Genomic DNA, 17231 nt, shown 5'->3' on the forward strand with positions numbered 1-17231 from the left:
TATCATCCCAATATCACGATGATGCGCACCCCCCACGCCGACTTGGACGCCTTGCAGGATTTCCATCCCGCGGTGGCCGCATGGTTTGCCGCGACCTTTCCGCGCGCCACGGAAGCGCAGGCGCGCGCGTGGCCGCTGATCCAGCGCGGGCAGCCGACGCTGATCGCTGCGCCCACGGGCTCCGGCAAGACGCTGACCGCGTTCCTGGCCGCGATCGACGCACTCGTGCGGGAGAGCGTGGAAACGCCCCTGCCCGATGAGACGCGCGTCCTCTACGTCTCCCCGCTAAAGGCCCTCTCCAACGACATCCGCGTCAACCTGCTGGCGCCGCTTGCGGGCATCGGCGCCGAGCTCGACGCCATGGGCCTGCCCGCGCATGGCATTCGCACCGCCGTGCGCACCGGCGACACGCCACAGGCCGAACGCAACGCCATGCGCCGGCGTCCGCCCCATATCCTCGTCTCCACCCCGGAATCGCTCTACGTGCTGCTGGCCTCGGACTCGGGCCGCGCGATGCTGGCCGGCGTGCGCACCGTGATCGTCGATGAAATTCACGCGGTCGCGGGCAACAAGCGCGGCAGCCATCTCGCGCTGAGCCTCGCGCGGCTCGATGCATTGTGCGAACGCCCACCCGTGCGCGTCGGGTTGTCGGCGACGCAGAAGCCCCTGTCGGCCGTTGCGGATTTCCTGAGCGGTACCGGCAAGACCTGCGAGATCGTCGATGTCGGCCACGTGCGCAAGCGCGACCTCGCGCTCGAGCTGCCACCGGTGCCGCTCGAGGCCGTGATCGCCAACGAGGTCTGGGAGCGCGTCTACGACCGGCTTGCCGAGCTCTCCGCGCAGCATCGCACCACGCTGATCTTCGTCAACACGCGCCGCATGGCCGAGCGCATGGCGCGGCACCTCGCCGACCGTATCGGCGGCGAACATGTGGCCGCGCATCACGGCAGCCTGGCAAAGGAATACCGGCTCGATGCCGAGCAGCGCCTCAAGCGCGGCGCATTGCGCGTGCTGATCGCCACGGCATCGCTCGAGCTCGGCATCGACATCGGCGATGTCGATCTGGTCTGCCAGATCGGTTCGCCGCGCAGCATCGCGTCGTTTCTCCAGCGCGTGGGCCGCTCGGGGCACCATGTCGGCGGCCTGCCCAAGGGCCGGCTGTTTCCCACCTCGCGCGACGACCTGATCGAATGCGCGGCGCTGCTCGACTGCGTGCGCCGCGACGAGCTCGATGTACTGCGTATTCCGGTGGCGCCGCTCGACGTCATGGCGCAGCAGATCGTCGCCGAGGTAGGCCTGCGCGAATGGGAAGAAGACGCGCTGTTCGCGCTGATCCGCAGCGCGACACCGTACGCCACGCTCGACCGCGCGCATTTCGACGCGGTGCTGCGCACGCTGGCCGAAGGCTATACGGGACGCCAGGGCGTGCGCGGCGCCTACCTGCATCGCGATACGGTCAGCGGCACCGTGCGCGCGCGACGCGGCGCCAAGATGACGGCCGTCACGTCCGGCGGGACGATTCCCGACAACGCCGACTTCACGGTGGTGCTCGAGCCCAGCGGACAGAACGTCGGCACCGTGCATGAAGACTTCGCGGTGGAGAGCCTGGCCGGCGATGTCTTCCAGCTTGGCAATACGTCGTATCGCATTCAGCGGATCGAAGCGGGCAAGGTGCGCGTGGTGGACGCGCATGGCGCCGCGCCGAATATTCCGTTCTGGATCGGCGAGGCGCCGGGACGCAGCGATGCCCTGTCGCTGGGCGTGGCACGCCTGCGCGCGGAGATCGATCGACTGTTGGGCGATCGGCTGCCGGGCAGCGTTGACGACATCGGCGATGGCGCGGCGGCGATCGATCATGCGGTCGGCTGGTTGCAGACGCATATCGGACTGCACGAGGATGCCGCGCGGCAGATCGTCGAGTATCTGGCCCGTGCGCGCGCGGCCCTTACCGCGCTGCCCACGCACGATACGCTCGTGATGGAGCGCTTCTTCGACGAGTCCGGCGGCATGCAGCTGGTCGTCCATGCGCCCTACGGCAGCCGCATCAATCGCGCGTGGGGACTGACGCTGCGCAAGCGCTTCTGCCGCACGTTCAACTTCGAATTGCAGGCGGCGGCCACCGAGGATGCGATCGTGCTGTCGCTGTCGGAGAGCCACAGCTTTGCGCTCGACGAGGTATGGCATTACCTGAAGTCGTCCAGCGCCGAGCACGTGCTGGTGCAGGCGCTGCTCGATGCGCCGCTGTTCAATGTGCGCTGGCGCTGGAATGCGACGACCGCGCTGGCGTTGCCGCGCTTTCTCGGCGGCCGCAAGGTGGCGCCGCAATTACAGCGCATGAAGAGCGACGATCTGCTGGCCGCCGTGTTTCCCGATCAGGCGGCCTGCCTCGAGAATATCGTCGGCGAACGCGAGCTGCCCGATCATCCGCTGGTCGAACAGACGCTCGACGACTGCCTGCACGAGGCGATGGACAGCGAAGGATGGATTGCGCTGCTGCGCCGCATGGAAGCGGGCGAACTGCGCCTGATCGCGCGCGATCTGCCGGCGCCCTCGCCGCTGGCGATGGAGGTGCTGGGCGCACGGCCCTATGCCTACCTCGACGACGCGCCCATCGAGGAGCGCCGCACGCAGGCGGTGCTCAACCGGCGCTGGACCGATCCGGCGTCGACCGACGATATGGGCGCGCTCGACGCCGGTGCCATCGCGGCCGTGGCCGACGAGGCGTGGCCGAACGCGCGCAATGCCGATGAAATGCAGGAGGCGCTGATGTCGCTGGCCTGCATCACGGAGGCCGAGGCGTCGGCCAACGCGGGCTGGCCCGAATGGCTCGCGGCGCTGGCCGCGGGTGGGCGCGCGATGCTTCACGATGTGAATGGGGAGACGAGCCTGTGGGTGGCACGGGAGCGGCTGGCGTGTGTGCGGGCGGCTTATGGCGTCAACGTCGGCATCAACGTCGGCATCAAAGTTGGCATCGATGTCGCAGCAGCGCAGGGAGATGGCCCATGGACGCGCGACGACGCGCTGGTGGAGCTGCTGCGCGCGCGGCTGTCGGGCTTCGGCCCGCAAACCCTCGCCGAGATCGCCGCGCCGCTGGCGCTGCCCGAGGGCACGGTCGCCATCGCGCTGGCGCAACTCGAGCGCGAAGGGTACGTGATGCGTGGCCGCTTTACGCCGGGGCGGCCGGCCGGCGCGACGGCGGAGCAATGGTGCGAGCGTCATCTGCTCGCGCGCATCCACCGATACACCATCCGCAAACTGCGCCGCGAGATCGAGCCCGTCGAGCGGCAGGACTTCATGCGGTTTCTGTTCGCATGGCAGCACCTGTCGGAGGACACACGCCTCCAGGGCAGCGACGCCCTGCCACAGGCACTGGCCCGGCTGGAAGGCTTCGAAGCGCCGGCCGGCGCATGGGAGTCCGAACTGCTGGCGCCGCGCGTGAAGGAGTACGCGGGCCTCTGGCTCGACGACCTTTGCCGCGCGGGCCGCATCGTGTGGACGCGGCTGGGCGCGCCGGCCAGCGCGAGCGGCGGTCCCGTGCGTGCCACACCGCTGGTGCTGCTGCCGCGCCGGCAGCTCGCGACCTGGCATGCGATGCCGGCCAATGCCACCGAGATCGAAGTCTCCCCGCGCGCCGCGCGTGTGCTGGAAGCGCTGCGGCAACACGGCGCGATGTTCTACGACGAACTCGCCCACGATGCGCGGCTGCTGCCCACCGAACTGGAGAACGCGCTCGGGGAACTGGTCGCCACGGGACTCGTGAACGCCGACAGCTATGCGGGCCTGCGCGCGATGCTCGTGCCCGCTAGCAAGCGCAATACGATGGACCGCCGGCGACGGCGTGGCGCGGGACCGACGATGGAGGAAGCGGGCCGCTGGGCACTGGTCCGCCGGCCCGACGCGGTGACGGTCACCACGCGCGCGAGCGAGATCGTGGCGGACACCGTCGTCACCGATGCCGCCGCCAGCCCTCCCTTGCCCGCCCCGCGCGCAGCGGGCATCCGCCGCACGGACCCGGAAACGCTCGAACACATCGCCATGACGCTGCTGCGCCGCTACGGCGTCATGTTCTGGAGCCTGCTGGAACGCGAAGCCGCATGGCTGCCCTCGTGGCGCGAACTGCTGCCCGTCTACCACCGCCTGGAAGCCCGCGGCGAAGTCCGCGGCGGCCGCTTCGTCGCCGGCCTGTCGGGCGAACAGTTCGCGCTGCCCGAAGCCATCCCGCTGCTACGCGACATGCGCCGCCGCCCGCACGACGGCGAACTGATCGCCATCTCGGCCATCGACCCGCTCAACCTCTGCGGCACGATCCTCCCCGGCGACAAGGTCCCCGCCCTCACCGGCAACCGCATCCTGTTCCGCGACGGCATTGCCATCGCCACACAGGTCTCCGGCAAGTTCCACTACCTGCAGACGCCGGCCCCCGCGGAGCGCGACATGCTGCAGGCGCGCCTCGTCGCGCAGCGTTAGCGGTACAGACCCTAGCGCACCGACTTGAACGCCGCGCGCAGTTCCTCGGCAAACAATTGCGGTTGCTCCCATGCCGCGAAGTGGCCGCCCTTCGATACCTGGTTGTAGTACATCAGCGACGGATACGCCTGCTTGCTCCAGCTCTCGGGCGCGCGGTAGATCTCGTGCGGGAACACGGTGATGGCCACCGGCACCTTGATGTCGCGCGTCTTCTGCGCGTCCGCGCTGAAGTTGTTGTTGTTGTTTTCCCAGTAGAACCGCGACGACGACGCGCCCGTGTTCGTGAGCCAGTACAGCGTGATGTCGTTGAGGATCGCGTCGCGCGTCAGCACGCGTTCGGGCTTGCCGTCGCTGTCGCTCCATGCGGCGATCTTCTCGTACGTGAACGCCGCCAGCGCCGAGGGCGAGTCCGTCAGCGAGTAGCCGATGGTCTGCGGGCGCGTGACCATCATCGCGCCGTATGCGGCGTTGCGGCCGAAGAACGTGCGCAGCGACTCGTACGCGTCCCGCTCGGACGACGTGAGCTCCGACGGGGCCGCGTCGCCGCTCAACAGCGACTTCATCAGGCCACCCGGCACCGTCGCCGGCATGTTCAGGTGAATCGCCTTCAGTCCCGGCGGGGCCTGGCGCGCCAGCGCGTCGGAGATCACCGAGCCGTGGTCGCCACCCTGCGACACGTATTGCGTGTAGCCGAGCCGCTTCATCAGCGTGTCCCAGGCGCGCGCCGTGCGATCCGGACCCCAGCCCAGTTCCGTCGGCCGGCCCGAGAAGCCATAGCCCGGAATCGACGGGATGACGACGTCGAACGCATCTTCCGCGCGGCCGCCGTAGGCCGTGGGATTGGTCAGCGGGCCGATCGTGTTGATGAACTCGAAGATCGAGCCCGGCCAGCCATGCGTGAGCACCAGCGGCAGCGCGTTGGGGTTTTTCGATTTCACGTGGATAAAGTGGATATCCACGCCATCGATCTTCGTGACGAACTGCGGCAGCGCATTGAGCTGGGCCTCGGCCTTGCGCCAGTCGTACCCCGTGCCCCAGTAGCGCACGAGCTCCTGCACGCGCGCCAGCTGGATGCCCTGCGAGTCGTCGGCCACGGTTTCCTTGTCCGGCCAGCGCGTGGCGGCGATGCGCTTGCGCAGGTCGTCCAGCTGGGCCTGCGGCACGTGGACGCGGAACGGACGGATGCTCTCGTCGGCCTGCGCGGCCCTGGCGGTCACGGCTGACTTCGCCGCGTCGGCGGCATGGGCCGACGGCACGTGCCCGATCAGCGCGAGCGATGCCAACGCGCCGGCGATGGCCAGGACATGGAATTTCGGAACTCGGATTGCCGGTTGCTGCGCGGTGACACGGGTGCGATACGACATGAACGTTCTCCTCGGTTTCGACTGGATCGGATCCGGCCAGCCCATGGCTGGCACGGCATGGAACGCAGTCTAGGGAGGCCGTTCATGCCCCAGGTGTCTGGAAAACGCGTTTTTGTATGTGGCTGTGTCGTGGCTTCGGCCGGATACAAAGCGATACGCAAGCCGGCGCTCAACGCGCGGGCGCGACCACCTCGTAGCCCTCGATGATCTCGCGCACCGGCCCCGGAATCGGGGCCGATGTCTGCGTCGCCGGATCCGCGCACACGTAGACGATCTCGCCCGTGATCAGATGGTCTTCCCCGCGATACATTTCCACGCGAAAGAGCATGCTGGAACGGCCGAGCCGCGCCATGCGGCCGCGGATATCGAGCTGGTCGTCGAAGCGCGCCGACGCGTGATATTCGAGCGTCGACTTGACGACGAAGATATCCACGCCGTGCGCGCCAAGCACGTCCTCCGGATAGCGGATGCCCAGCGCGCGCCAGTACTCGGTGACGCAGATATCGCAGTACGTCAGGTAATGCGCGTTGAAGACGATCGATTGCGGATCGACTTCGGCCCAGCGCACGCGCAAGGGCATGCTATGCCGGAAATCGGACTTTGCCATGATGGTGACGGTTACTGTGCCTTTGCCAGTCCGAGCTTGTCGATGATCGCCTTCTCCTTCTTGACCGTATCGGCCGCGAACTTCGCATACTCGGTGCTGCTCATGTAGTACGGCTCCATGTCGAACTTGGCGAGCGACTCGCGGTAGTTCGGCATCTCCATCGCCTGCTTGAACGCGTCATGCAGCTTCTGCACGATCTTCGGATCGGTGCCCTTGGGCACGACGAGCCCGAACGGCGAGGTCTGCACGATATTGATACCGAGCTCCTTCAGCGTCGGCACGTTCGGGAAGCGCGCCGAACGCTTGTCCCCCCACGTCGACAGCAGACGCAGACGGCCAGACTCGACGTAAGGCGCCCAGGCCGGCGTGTCCGCCACCGACATCACGTGGCCGCCGAGCAGCGCCTGCATCGATTCCGAATTGCCCTTGTACGGAATATGCGAGAACTGCACGTGCTCGTTCAGCGCGAGTTCTTCCATCGTGATGTGCAACGTCGTCAGCGCGCCCGGCGTGCCGTACGTAAGCTTGCCCGGGTTCGCCTTGGCGTAGGCCACGTACTCCTGCATCGTCTTGATCGGCGAGTCGGCCGGCACGACGAGGCCGAACGAGTAGCCGGCGAGGTTGATCACGTACTGGAGGTCCTTGACCGGATCCCAGTTGATCTTGGTCGTGTACGGCAGCCGGAACACGGGCAGCGGCACCTGCGCGAGCGTATAGCCGTCGGGCGCGGTGGTCTGCATCATCTGCGCGGGCAGCACGCCGCCGGCACCGGGCTTGTTCTCGACGATCACGGGCTGGCCGAGGATCTTCGAGGCATTGTCGGCGAGCACGCGGAACGGCACGTCGGTGGAGCCGCCGGCGGTGTAGCCGATGACCAGGCGGATGGGGCGCTGCGGAAACTTGTCGGCCTGCGCGTGGGCGGGCATGGCGGCCAGGCCGGTGGCGCCGGCCGCGGCCAGCATGCCCAGCTGGGCGAGGAAATTGCGACGTTGCATGGTGGTTGTCTCCTTGTTGTATGCGAATTCTCGGATATCGCTGATATCGATCCTAGGTTTGGTAATCCGTTCCCTATCCGTTCCCTTATTCCTGGGCACTCCCGAAGGCCCGGCGCAGCGCGGACGCCGCATCGGCATGCGCGCCGGCCACGGCGCCGACAAAGCGGCCCATCTTGAAAAAGTCGTGGATCATGGTCGGATAGTCGGCCAGCGCGGTGGCGACACCGGCCGCCTCCAGCTTGCGCGCGTAGGCCACGCCCTCGTCATGCAGCGGGTCGTAGCCGGCCACCGCGATCCATGCGGGACAGCAGCCGTGCACATCGGCACCGGCCCCGCCGCCATCGAGCGGCGCAAAGCGCCAGTCGTCGCGGTCTTCGGGCTTGCCCAGATATTGCGAGAAGAACCACTGGATCATATCGGCCGTCAGCAGATACCCATCCGCGAGCGCGCGATGCGACGGCGTGTCCTGCCGCGCGCAGAACCCCGCGTAGATCAGCATTTGCAGCGCAAGCTGGTATCCGCGGTCTCGCGCCTCGATCGCGCAGGCCGCGGCCAGCGTGCCGCCCGCGCTATCGCCGCCCACGGCGATGCGCGACGCATCCGCACCGAGCCGCGCGGCCTCGTCGAAGGCCCACTGCATGGCGTCGAACGCATCGTTGGCCGCGGTCGGGAATTTCCATTCCGGACCCAGCCGGTAATCGACCGACAAAACCAGGCATTCGCCATCGAGGGCCAGCCGGCGGCACAGCGCATCGTGGGTATTGATACTGCCAACCGTGAATCCGCCGCCGTGAAAGTACACGAGCAGCGGCTGCGGGTCGGTCCAGCTCGGTTCGCGCGGCGCATAGAGCCGCACGGGAATCGCATACCCATCGCGCGCGGTGACCGTCAGGTTCTCGACCGTATGCACGGGCGGCGGCGAGATATCGAGGATCGGCGCGCTTTTCTCGTAGGCGAGCTTGGCATCGGCCACGGCAAGCGCGTGGATCGGCGGACGCTTTGCGCGCGCGATCAGGTCGAGCAGCTGGGCGACCTGCGGATCGAGCAGTTGCGCGGACATGCCGGGAGGATGCGTGGACAGACTGGCGGACATCACAATTGTGAACGGTCGTTCGATTTCGTCATTCTGCCATCGATTGCGCCGGGACGGCTTACGAAATTACCCTCATCGCGCACATATCCCCTCGATGCCGCCGGAATCCGCGACTATGCTGAAAACATAGATACGCCAACCGGCGCGGGAGACGACATGACAGGCGAACATCTGCAGGTGGTGCACGGCGACATTACGCGCATGGAAGTCGATGCGATCGTCAATGCCGCCAACAGCGGGCTAGTGGGCGGCGGCGGCGTGGATGGCGCGATCCATGGCGCGGGCGGCCCCGCGATCGGCAATGCCTGCCGCGCGATTGCCGATACGCAGGGCGGCTGCAAGACCGGCGAAGCGGTGATCACCACAGGCGGATTGCTCCCCGCGCCCTATGTCATCCACGCCGTGGGGCCGGTCTGGAAAGGCGGCAGCCAGGACGAAGACGCCCTGCTCGCCAACGCCTATCGCAACAGCATCCGGCTCGCGGGCGAGCACGACCTGCGCACGGTCGCGTTCCCCAATATCAGCACCGGCATCTACGGCTTTCCGCGCGAGCGCGCGGCCGATATCGCGATTGCCGCCGTGCGCGAGGCCCTGGCGCGCGCGCCGTCGATCGAGCAGGTCACGTTCGTGTGCTTCGACGAAGAGAACTATCGGCTGTACCGCGACCGGCTCGCCTGACCGTCTGGCTACGGCAGCGCGCTGCGGATCAGGAGGTTCACGCGCTCGGGTTGTTCATGGATGACCCAGTGCGTGCCCTCTGGGATGCGCTCGACACGCAGGTCCGGCACGAAGTCGCTCAGGCCCTCGACGAGCGTCTTCGGTAGCGCGCGGTCCTGCTCGCCCCAGATCACGAGCGTCGGCACGCGGACCACGGCGTCGGCGGGGTTGAACCGCGACAGATCCGCGGCCGGTTCGCTGTCGGTCGGCGGCCGCATCGGCGTGGCGCGGTAGTAATTGACGCTGCCCGTCAGCGAATGGCTGCCGTCCTCGCCCGGCGCGGACCAGGCAGCGTGATAGCGGGAGCGGACCCCATCCGTGAACCACGCGGGCCGTGGACCGTCGCCGCCGCTCAGCATTTTCTCGATCAGCGCGAAATCGTTGGCCGCCAGTGCCTGCTCCGAGCCCGGCTTGCGCAGCCAGTTCATATACGCCGACGCGGCCTGCTGCGCGGGATCGGCCGTCAGCGCGCGCGCAAACAGGTAGGGATGCGGCGCGTTGACGATGACCAGCCGTTCGACGAGCTCCGGATGCTGCATCGCAAGATTCCAGCAGACCGCCCCACCCCAGTCATGGGCCACGATCACGCATCGCGAATACCCGAGCGTGCGAATCAGCTGCACGAGGTCTTCGGCCACATGCTTCGGGCGGTACGCTTCCACTTCGGCCGGCTTGCCCGACAGGTTGAAGCCGCGCAGGTCCGGCGCCACCGCGAAGTGGGTCTGCCCGAACTCGGCCAGCTGGCGCTCCCACGCATACCAGAATTCCGGAAACCCGTGCACGAACAGGATCAGCGGCTTTCCCGGCTCGCCCGCGCTCGCATAATGCAGCCGCATGCCGTTCGGCAGGCTCGCGAACTGCAAATGGTGAATCACGGCGGGTGCGGTCATGAGTGTCTCCATCGACAGTCTCCTCTCTGGTGGGTGACTGACGACTCAACCGCGCAAGGCCCGTACCAGGGCAGCACGCACGTCGGGCTTCTCGGCAAACGGGTCCGCGGGATTCCGCGCGCCGACGATCGCCTCCATGCGTTGCCGCACACTGTCGAGCGCCTGGGGGTGCGAGTAAATATAGAAGTTTTCCTCGCGAATCGCGGCGAAAGTTCGCTGCGCGACCTCCTCCGCGGTGACCTTTCCCGATGACACGGCCTTCTCCCCCTGCGCCCGCGCCACCAACTGCGAACGCGTCAGCGGCGCCTCCCCGGCGGCATCCTTCGGCCGGTTGCGCTGGGACTGGGCGATGCCCGTCGGCACGAAGAAGGGGCACAGTACCGAGCAGTGCACCTGATCGGTGACGAGGCTCAGGTCCTGGTACAGCGTCTCGCTGAGCGACACCACCGCGTGCTTGGACACGTTGTAGATGCCCATGGTCGGCGCATTGACGAGCCCCGCCATCGATGCCGTATTCACGATATGCCCGCGGTAGGCCGGATCCTTCTCCGCGGCGGCCAGCATCAGTGGCGTGAAGATGCGCACGCCGTGGATCACGCCGTGCAGGTTCACGCCGAGCACCCAGTCCCAGTCGCGTTCCGAGTTCTCCCAGATCAGCCCGCCCGACCCGACGCCCGCATTATTGAACAGAAGGTTGACCTGCCCAAATGCGGACAGCGTCGAATCTGCCAGTGCCTGCATGTCGGCCGCGCGCGAGACGTCGGTGCGCACGCCGATGACCTGCGCGCCCTGCGCCCGGAACTCGCCGACCGTGGCGTCGAGCACGTCCTGCTGGACGTCCGCCAGCACCAGCCGCATGCCCAGCGACGCGCCGATGCGCGCGAACGCCTTGCCGAACCCCGACGCGCCGCCCGTGATGACGGCGACCTTGCCCTCGAAATGGTCCATCGGCGGGCTCCCGGTCAGACGAGCTTGACGAGCTGCTTGCCGAAATTCTTGCCCTTGAGCAGGCCCATGAATGCCTCGGGCGCGCTGGCCAGCCCCTCGGCCACGCTCTCGCGGAACTTGAGCTGGCGCTGTGCGACCATGCCGCCGAGTTCCTTGAGCGCCTGCGGCCATACGTCCATATGCTCGGAGACGATAAAGCCCTGGATCTTCGCGCGCGAAACCAGGATCGCGCGCGGGTTCTTCAGCGGCAGGTCCTGACCGTCATAGCCCGCGATCAGTCCGCACAGCGCGATGCGGCCGAATGCATTGAGGCGCGCCAGCACCACGTCGAGAATATCGCCGCCAACATTTTCGAAATAGCCGTCGATGCCATCGGGCGTCACGGCCTTGACCGCCGCGTAGAGCGCCTTGGCATCGGCCGCGGCCTTGTAGTCCACGCAGGCGTCGAAGCCCAGCTCGTTGACCACGTAATCGCACTTGTCCTTGCCGCCCGCCACGCCAACGACGCGGCAGCCGGCCTTCTTCGCCAGCTGGCCCACCACGCTGCCCACCGCACCCGACGCGGCGCTGACCACGATGGTCTCGCCCGCCTTCGGTTCGATGATGCGATTCAACCCGTACCATGCGGTCACGCCGGGCATGCCCACCGAGCCCAGGTAGGCCGACAGCGGGATATGCGTGGTGTCGACCTTCTGCATGCCGCTACCGTCGCTGACGCCCATTTCCTGCCAGCCGAACATCGCCACGACGCTGTCGCCGGCCTTGAACTTCGGGTTGCGGCTCTCGACCACTTCGCCGACGGTGCCGCCGATCATGACCTCGCCGAGCGGCTGCGGATTCGCATAGGACTTGCTCTCGCTCATGCGGCCGCGCATATACGGGTCGAGCGACAGGAAATGATTGCGCACGAGCACCTGCCCGTCTGCCAGCGTGGGCACGGGCACGGTCTCCAGCCGGAAGTTGTCCGGCGTCACGGCATCGGCCGGTCGAGAGGCCAGAACGATGCGCCGATAGGTTTGCTGATCCGACATGATGTGTCCCCTCAAGGTGATGGGTCTCGTTATGCGCGGCGACCGGTGTCAGCCGTCCGCGCCGGTGTCTGCCGCGCCGGGCGTGCGCCGCGGCGGCGAGCGTTTGATGAACTTGAACGTGCCCGAGCCCCGCGCGACGGTCTTGCCTTGCGGATCGACGATCTCCGCCTCGCAGAAAGCCATCGTGCTCGTACGGTGCACGCATTTGCCGCGCGCGACGATCTTGTCGCCACGCCCGGGGGCCATGAAACTCGATTTCATCTCGATCGTCACGACGCCGCGGCCTTCCGGGTCCGTCGAGCGGCCCGCGATGGCCATCGCGACGTCGAGCATCGTCATCAGCACGCCACCGTGCGCCATGTCCCAGCTGTTCTGGTGGCGTTCGAGCAGATCGAGCTCGATCTCGCTCTGCCCCGCCTCCATGCGATTGCATCGCACGCCGAGGTCGAGAAGAAAGGGAATCCTGTGAAGAAAGCCGTTGTGTTCCGTCATGATCCGAAAGCGTCTGCGTCATTGGGCGCGCACGTGCGCGCCCGCCATTATGGATTCATATCGCGCTGACGCCACCGTCCACGGCCAGAATCTGCCCGGTGATATGTTTGCCCGCCGCGCTCGCGAACAGCAGCGCGGCGCCTTTCAGGTCCTCGTCGTCGCCGAGCCGGCGCAGCGGCACGCCCGCGCACATGGCGTCCACGCCCAGGCGGTCGAGCGATCCCTGCGTCATCTTCGACGGGAAGAAACCGGGGGCAAGCGCGTTGACCGTGATGTTGTGCTCGCCCCATTCGGCCGCGAGCGCGCGCGTGAAGTTGACGACGGCGCCCTTGGACGTGTTGTACGCAATCGTTTCCATCGTGCCGGGCGGATTGCCGGCCAGCCCCGCGATGGACGCGACGTTGATGATGCGGCCATGACGGCGCGGGATCATCGAGTCCCGGCCGATGCGCTGCGTGAGCAGGAACAGGCCGCGGATATTGAGGTTCATCACCTTGTCCCATGCTTCGACGGGATGGTCCTCGGCCGGCGCGCCCCAGGTCGCGCCCGCATTGTTGACGAGGATATCGACGTGGCCGAGCTTCGCCAGCGCGCCGCTGGCCAGCCGATCGATCTCGTCGTCGCGCGCGCCGTCCGCGGCGATCCAGTCGCACTCGATGCCGCGCGCGCGCAGATGCGCCTGCGCCTGCTCGAGTTCGCCGGCCTTGCGCGCCGACAGCACCAGCCGCGCGCCCTGCTCGCCGAGGGCTTCGGCGATCTGCAGGCCGAGCCCGCGGGAGCCGCCGGTGATCAGCGCCGTGCGGCCATGGAGGTCGAACAACTCACGCATCGTATGCATCGGTGTCTCCTTCTTTGTGATGAGCGCCGGTCTAGAACCATGCGTCTTGCATCGTAAGTGTGGTGCGATCGAGCGAGGCGAGCAGATCGAACTGCGGCCCGGTCTTCGGCAATTCGTAGCGATAGAAATACGCGGCCGCGGCGAGCTTGCCGCGATAGAAATCGTCATCGGCGCCGCCCGTCGCCAGTGCCGCCTGCGCGACGATGGCCTGCTCGAGCCAGATCCACGCGACCACCACGTGCCCGAACGCCTCGAGGTAGATACTCGCGTTGGCCAGCGTGACGTCGGGGCTGCCTGCCGACCACAACGTGGTGGTCACCGCCGCCAGCCGCCGCGCGGCCGCGCCCAGCGCCCGCGCCTGCTCGCCGAGCGAGACATCGCCGGTGGCAATGGCCCGCTGCGCGGTCTCGCCCACGCGATCGCCCAGCAGCCGGAACGCGGCGCCGTCCTGCATCACGACCTTGCGGCCCAGCAGATCGAGCCCCTGAATCCCATGGGTGCCTTCGTGGATCGGATTGAGCCGGTTGTCGCGATAGAACTGCTCGACGTTGTACTCGCGCGTATAGCCGTAGCCGCCATGCACCTGAATGGCGAGACTGTTGGCCTCCAGGCACCACTGCGACGGCCAGCTCTTGGCGATCGGCGTCAGGATATCGAGCAGCAGCGACAGCGGCTTCGCATCGTCGCCCGCGGCCTTCGCCGCATGCTCCTCGTCGACGAGCCGCGCGCAGTACAGGTTCAGCGCGAGCCCGCCTTCGACATAGCTCTTCTGCGCCAGCAGCATGCGGCGCACGTCGGCATGCTCCACGAGCTTCACCTGCGGCGTGGACGGATCCTTGCCGCCCGCGCCCACGGGCCGGCCCTGCGGCCGATTGCGCGCGTAGTCGAGCGCGTGCAGATAGCCGGTATAGCCGAGCGCCACCGCGCCGAGGCCAACGCCGATGCGCGCCTCGTTCATCATATGGAACATGCAGGCCAGCCCCTTGTGCGGCTCGCCCACGAGGTAACCGATGGCCCCGCCCTGGCCCTCGGGCCGGTACGTCGTGCCCTCGCCGAAATTCAGCAGGCAGTTGGTCGTGCCGCGGTAGCCCATCTTGTGATTGAGGCCAGCCAGCGCCACGTCGTTGTGCTCGCCACGCGTGCCGTCCGCGTTGACGAGATACTTCGGGACGATAAACAGCGAAATACCCTTGACGCCCGGAATCAGCTTGCCATCGGGGCCCGGAATCTTGGCCAGCACGAGGTGCACGATGTTCTCGGACAGTTCGTGTTCGCCCGCCGAGATCCACATCTTGTTGCCGCGCAGGCGATAGCGCGCGCCGAGCGGGGAGTCTCCATCGGGCTCGGCCCGCGTGCCGATGTCCGAGAGCGAGGACCCCGCCTGCGGCTCGGAGAGGCACATCGTGCCGAAATACCGGCCTTCGAGTTCCGGCCGCACGAACGTGTCGATCTGCGCCGGCGTGCCGTGCGCCAGCAGCAGATTGGCGTTGCCGATGGTCAGGAACGGATACGAACTCGTGCCGACGTTCGCGGCCTTGAAGTACGCGAACGCGGCCTTCTCGAGCACGACCGGCAACTGCATGCCGCCATACTCATAGTCCTGCCCGGCGGCCATCAGGCCGGCTTCGCAGAACGCCTTCAATGCCGCGCCGACCTCGGGAATCATGCGCACGGCTTCGCCATCGAACTCGGGCTCGTGCTGGTCGCTGCGCTTGTTATGCGGCGCGAACAGGTCCGTGGCGATGCGCTCGCACGTGTCGAGCGCCGCATCGAAGGTTTCGCGCGAGTGGTCCGCGTAGCGCGGAATGCGCGTGAGTGCCTCGACCCCGAGCCACTCGTAAAGGATGAAATTGAGATCGCGACGCGAGAGGATCAATGACATGGCAGCGGTGGCTGGGGTCGGGAGTCAGGTCTTACAGCACTTCGAACAACCCTGCCGCGCCCTGCCCGCCACCGATGCACATCGTCACCACGACGTACTTCACGCCACGGCGCTTGCCCTCGATCAGCGCATGGCCGACCAGACGCGCGCCGGACACGCCATAGGGATGGCCCACGGCGATCGCGCCGCCATTGACGTTCAGGCGATCCATCGGAATGCCGAGCTTGTCCGCGCAGTACAGCACCTGTACCGCGAACGCCTCGTTGAGCTCCCAGAGGCCAATGTCCTCGACCTTGAGGCCCGTCTTCTTCAGCAGCCTGGGCACCGCGAACACGGGGCCGATGCCCATCTCGTCGGGCTCGCAGCCGGCCACCGCGAAACCGCGGAATACGCCCAGCGGCTGCAGGCCGCGCGCGGCGGCGACCTTCGCGCTCATCACGACGGCGGCCGACGCGCCGTCCGAAAATTGCGAGGCATTCCCGGCGGTGATCACGCCGCCCGGCGTGGCCGTGCGGATCTTCGACACGCCTTCGAGCGTGGTGTCGGCGCGGATGCCCTCGTCGGCGGAGATCGTGACCTCCTTCGTGAAGAGCTGGCCCGTGGCCTTGTCCGCGACGCCGGCCAGCACCGTCATCGGCACGATCTCGTCCTTGAACTTGCCGGCTTCCTGCGCGGCGGCCGCGCGCAGCTGGCTCTGCACGCCGTACTCGTCCTGGCGCTCCTTGGAGATGTTGTAGCGCTTGGCCACGTTCTCGGCGGTCTGCAGCATGCTCCAGTAGATCTCGGGCTTGTTCTGGCTCAGCCAGCTCTCCTGGATCATGTGGCGGTTCATTTCCTGCTGCACGCACGAGATGGACTCGACGCCGCCGGCCACGAAGATATCGCCTTCATCGGCGATCACGCGCTGCGCGGCCATCGCGATGGTCTGCAGGCCCGACGAGCAGAAGCGATTCACGGTCGCGCCGGGCACCGTCACCGGGCACCCCGCGCGCAGCGCGATCTGGCGCGCGATGTTCGCACCCGTGGCGCCTTCGGGATTCGCGCAGCCCATCAGCACGTCTTCCACCTCGCCCGGCTCGATCTTCGCGCGCGCGATCGCGTGCTGCACCGCATGGCCGCCCAGCGTGGCGCCATGGGTCATGTTGAACGCGCCCTTCCAGCTCTTGGCCAGCCCGGTGCGGGCCGTGGATACGATGACTGCCTCGTTCATGTGTTGCTCCTCGGAATTTTTTGAATCGCTATATGAATCAGGAACGGATGAAAGCGTGGCGCTCCGCGAGCACCTCCGCCGATGTCATGCGCACCACGCCGGCTGCCGACATGTCGCGCCATGCCATGGCGAGCGAGCCGTCGAGGTCGATCGCGCGGCAAGCGTCCTCGACCACCACGACTTCGAAGCCCGCTTCGCGCGCATCCAGCGCGCTCCATGCCACGCAGAAATCGGTCGCCAGCCCCACGCAGAACACGCGATGCACGCCGTGCTCGCGCAGATAGCCCGCGAGGCCCGTGCGCGTGGCGCGGTCCGCCTCCATGAACGCCGAATAGCTATCGACGCCCGCGTGATGGCCCTTGCGCAGCACCATGCGCGCGTGCGGCACATGCAGGTCCGCATGCAGCGCCGCGCCATGCGTGCCCTGCACGCAGTGGTCGGGCCACATGACCTGGTCCCCATAGGCCAGCCGCGTCATGCCGAATGGCTCCATGCCCGCATGGCTCGACGCGAACGACGCGTGTCCGGCCGGATGCCAGTCCTGCGTCAGCACCACGTGCTCGAACGCCGGCGCGAGCCCGTTGATCACGGGCACGACCTCGTGCCCGCGCGGCACGGCCAGCGCGCCCTCGGGCATGAAGTCGTACTGGACGTCGATCACCAGCAGGCAATCGTGCATTTCCGTTCCTCGATAATG

General features: G+C 67.3%; 14 protein-coding genes. 2 read left to right on the top strand and 12 right to left on the bottom strand.

Translation table 11 applies throughout. The annotated features are described in order from the left end of the window. The first annotated feature begins 18 nt into the window (after window positions 1-18). Window positions 19-4467 carry a DEAD/DEAH box helicase gene (locus AAHB16_RS07545; RefSeq protein ID WP_342050519.1) on the top strand — a complete coding sequence of 1483 codons (4449 nt, stop codon included), beginning with the start codon at window positions 19-21 and terminating at the stop codon, window positions 4465-4467. Window positions 4468-4478: 11 nt separating this feature from the next. On the opposite strand, the gene AAHB16_RS07550 is transcribed toward AAHB16_RS07545, so the two are convergent. The 4 genes from AAHB16_RS07550 to AAHB16_RS07565 all read right to left on the bottom strand — a co-directional run bounded on the left by AAHB16_RS07550 (window position 4479) and on the right by AAHB16_RS07565 (window position 8526). Then, window positions 4479-5831 (bottom strand): epoxide hydrolase family protein, encoded by a 1353-nt coding sequence (locus AAHB16_RS07550; RefSeq protein WP_342050520.1) that lies wholly within the window; start codon window positions 5829-5831, stop codon window positions 4479-4481. A gap of 169 nt (window positions 5832-6000) precedes the next feature. Then, window positions 6001-6438, bottom strand: coding sequence for a YbgC/FadM family acyl-CoA thioesterase (locus tag AAHB16_RS07555; RefSeq protein ID WP_342050521.1), 438 nt, complete (start codon window positions 6436-6438; stop codon window positions 6001-6003). Window positions 6439-6449: 11 nt separating this feature from the next. Beyond that, window positions 6450-7433, bottom strand: coding sequence for a tripartite tricarboxylate transporter substrate-binding protein (locus AAHB16_RS07560; protein ID WP_150371574.1), 984 nt, complete (start codon window positions 7431-7433; stop codon window positions 6450-6452). Window positions 7434-7518: 85 nt separating this feature from the next. After that, entirely contained in the window at window positions 7519-8526 is a 1008-nt protein-coding gene (locus AAHB16_RS07565) for an alpha/beta hydrolase (protein ID WP_150371573.1), read from the bottom strand. Window positions 8527-8682: 156 nt separating this feature from the next. Here AAHB16_RS07565 and AAHB16_RS07570 point away from each other — a divergent pair, with 156 nt between their 5' ends. Continuing rightward, window positions 8683-9204 carry an O-acetyl-ADP-ribose deacetylase gene (locus AAHB16_RS07570; RefSeq protein WP_150371572.1) on the top strand — a complete coding sequence of 174 codons (522 nt, stop codon included), beginning with the start codon at window positions 8683-8685 and terminating at the stop codon, window positions 9202-9204. 8 nt (window positions 9205-9212) lie between these two features. Here AAHB16_RS07570 and AAHB16_RS07575 read toward each other — a convergent pair whose 3' ends face one another. From AAHB16_RS07575 to pncA, 8 genes are read right to left on the bottom strand one after another with little or no spacing between them, the layout of a single operon-like run. Continuing rightward, a complete protein-coding gene (locus tag AAHB16_RS07575) occupies window positions 9213-10145 on the bottom strand; it encodes an alpha/beta fold hydrolase (protein ID WP_150371571.1) in 933 nt (310 codons plus the stop codon). Window positions 10146-10178: 33 nt separating this feature from the next. Next, window positions 10179-11081, bottom strand: a complete 903-nt coding sequence (locus AAHB16_RS07580) for an SDR family oxidoreductase (RefSeq protein ID WP_150371570.1) — start codon at window positions 11079-11081, stop codon at window positions 10179-10181. Window positions 11082-11095: 14 nt separating this feature from the next. Then, complete coding sequence (locus AAHB16_RS07585) at window positions 11096-12112, bottom strand: NADP-dependent oxidoreductase (protein ID WP_150371569.1); 1017 nt, start codon at window positions 12110-12112, stop codon at window positions 11096-11098. A gap of 48 nt (window positions 12113-12160) precedes the next feature. Then, complete coding sequence (locus AAHB16_RS07590; protein ID WP_150371568.1) at window positions 12161-12604, bottom strand: PaaI family thioesterase; 444 nt, start codon at window positions 12602-12604, stop codon at window positions 12161-12163. Window positions 12605-12659: 55 nt separating this feature from the next. Next, window positions 12660-13442, bottom strand: coding sequence for an SDR family oxidoreductase (locus AAHB16_RS07595; protein ID WP_150371567.1), 783 nt, complete (start codon window positions 13440-13442; stop codon window positions 12660-12662). Between the two features lie 31 nt (window positions 13443-13473). Then, window positions 13474-15324, bottom strand: coding sequence for an acyl-CoA dehydrogenase (locus AAHB16_RS07600; protein ID WP_150371566.1), 1851 nt, complete (start codon window positions 15322-15324; stop codon window positions 13474-13476). A gap of 31 nt (window positions 15325-15355) precedes the next feature. After that, window positions 15356-16534, bottom strand: a complete 1179-nt coding sequence (locus AAHB16_RS07605) for an acetyl-CoA C-acyltransferase (RefSeq protein ID WP_150371565.1) — start codon at window positions 16532-16534, stop codon at window positions 15356-15358. A gap of 37 nt (window positions 16535-16571) precedes the next feature. Further along, window positions 16572-17213, bottom strand: coding sequence for a bifunctional nicotinamidase/pyrazinamidase (gene pncA, locus AAHB16_RS07610; protein WP_342050522.1), 642 nt, complete (start codon window positions 17211-17213; stop codon window positions 16572-16574). Window positions 17214-17231: the final 18 nt, after the last annotated feature.

Source organism: Cupriavidus sp. OTU4054 (assembly GCF_038440175.1).
GTDB classification, from domain to species: domain Bacteria; phylum Pseudomonadota; class Gammaproteobacteria; order Burkholderiales; family Burkholderiaceae; genus Cupriavidus; species Cupriavidus pauculus_D.

Coding starts and splice junctions, on each gene's coding strand:
- AAHB16_RS07545 (WP_342050519.1), top strand. CDS start 19: ATGATGCGCACCCCCCACGCCGACTTGGACGCCTTGCAGGATTTCCAT.
- AAHB16_RS07550 (WP_342050520.1), bottom strand. CDS start 5,831: ATGTCGTATCGCACCCGTGTCACCGCGCAGCAACCGGCAATCCGAGTT.
- AAHB16_RS07555 (WP_342050521.1), bottom strand. CDS start 6,438: ATGGCAAAGTCCGATTTCCGGCATAGCATGCCCTTGCGCGTGCGCTGG.
- AAHB16_RS07560 (WP_150371574.1), bottom strand. CDS start 7,433: ATGCAACGTCGCAATTTCCTCGCCCAGCTGGGCATGCTGGCCGCGGCC.
- AAHB16_RS07565 (WP_150371573.1), bottom strand. CDS start 8,526: ATGTCCGCCAGTCTGTCCACGCATCCTCCCGGCATGTCCGCGCAACTG.
- AAHB16_RS07570 (WP_150371572.1), top strand. CDS start 8,683: ATGACAGGCGAACATCTGCAGGTGGTGCACGGCGACATTACGCGCATG.
- AAHB16_RS07575 (WP_150371571.1), bottom strand. CDS start 10,145: ATGGAGACACTCATGACCGCACCCGCCGTGATTCACCATTTGCAGTTC.
- AAHB16_RS07580 (WP_150371570.1), bottom strand. CDS start 11,081: ATGGACCATTTCGAGGGCAAGGTCGCCGTCATCACGGGCGGCGCGTCG.
- AAHB16_RS07585 (WP_150371569.1), bottom strand. CDS start 12,112: ATGTCGGATCAGCAAACCTATCGGCGCATCGTTCTGGCCTCTCGACCG.
- AAHB16_RS07590 (WP_150371568.1), bottom strand. CDS start 12,604: ATGACGGAACACAACGGCTTTCTTCACAGGATTCCCTTTCTTCTCGAC.
- AAHB16_RS07595 (WP_150371567.1), bottom strand. CDS start 13,442: ATGCATACGATGCGTGAGTTGTTCGACCTCCATGGCCGCACGGCGCTG.
- AAHB16_RS07600 (WP_150371566.1), bottom strand. CDS start 15,324: ATGTCATTGATCCTCTCGCGTCGCGATCTCAATTTCATCCTTTACGAG.
- AAHB16_RS07605 (WP_150371565.1), bottom strand. CDS start 16,534: ATGAACGAGGCAGTCATCGTATCCACGGCCCGCACCGGGCTGGCCAAG.
- pncA (WP_342050522.1), bottom strand. CDS start 17,213: ATGCACGATTGCCTGCTGGTGATCGACGTCCAGTACGACTTCATGCCC.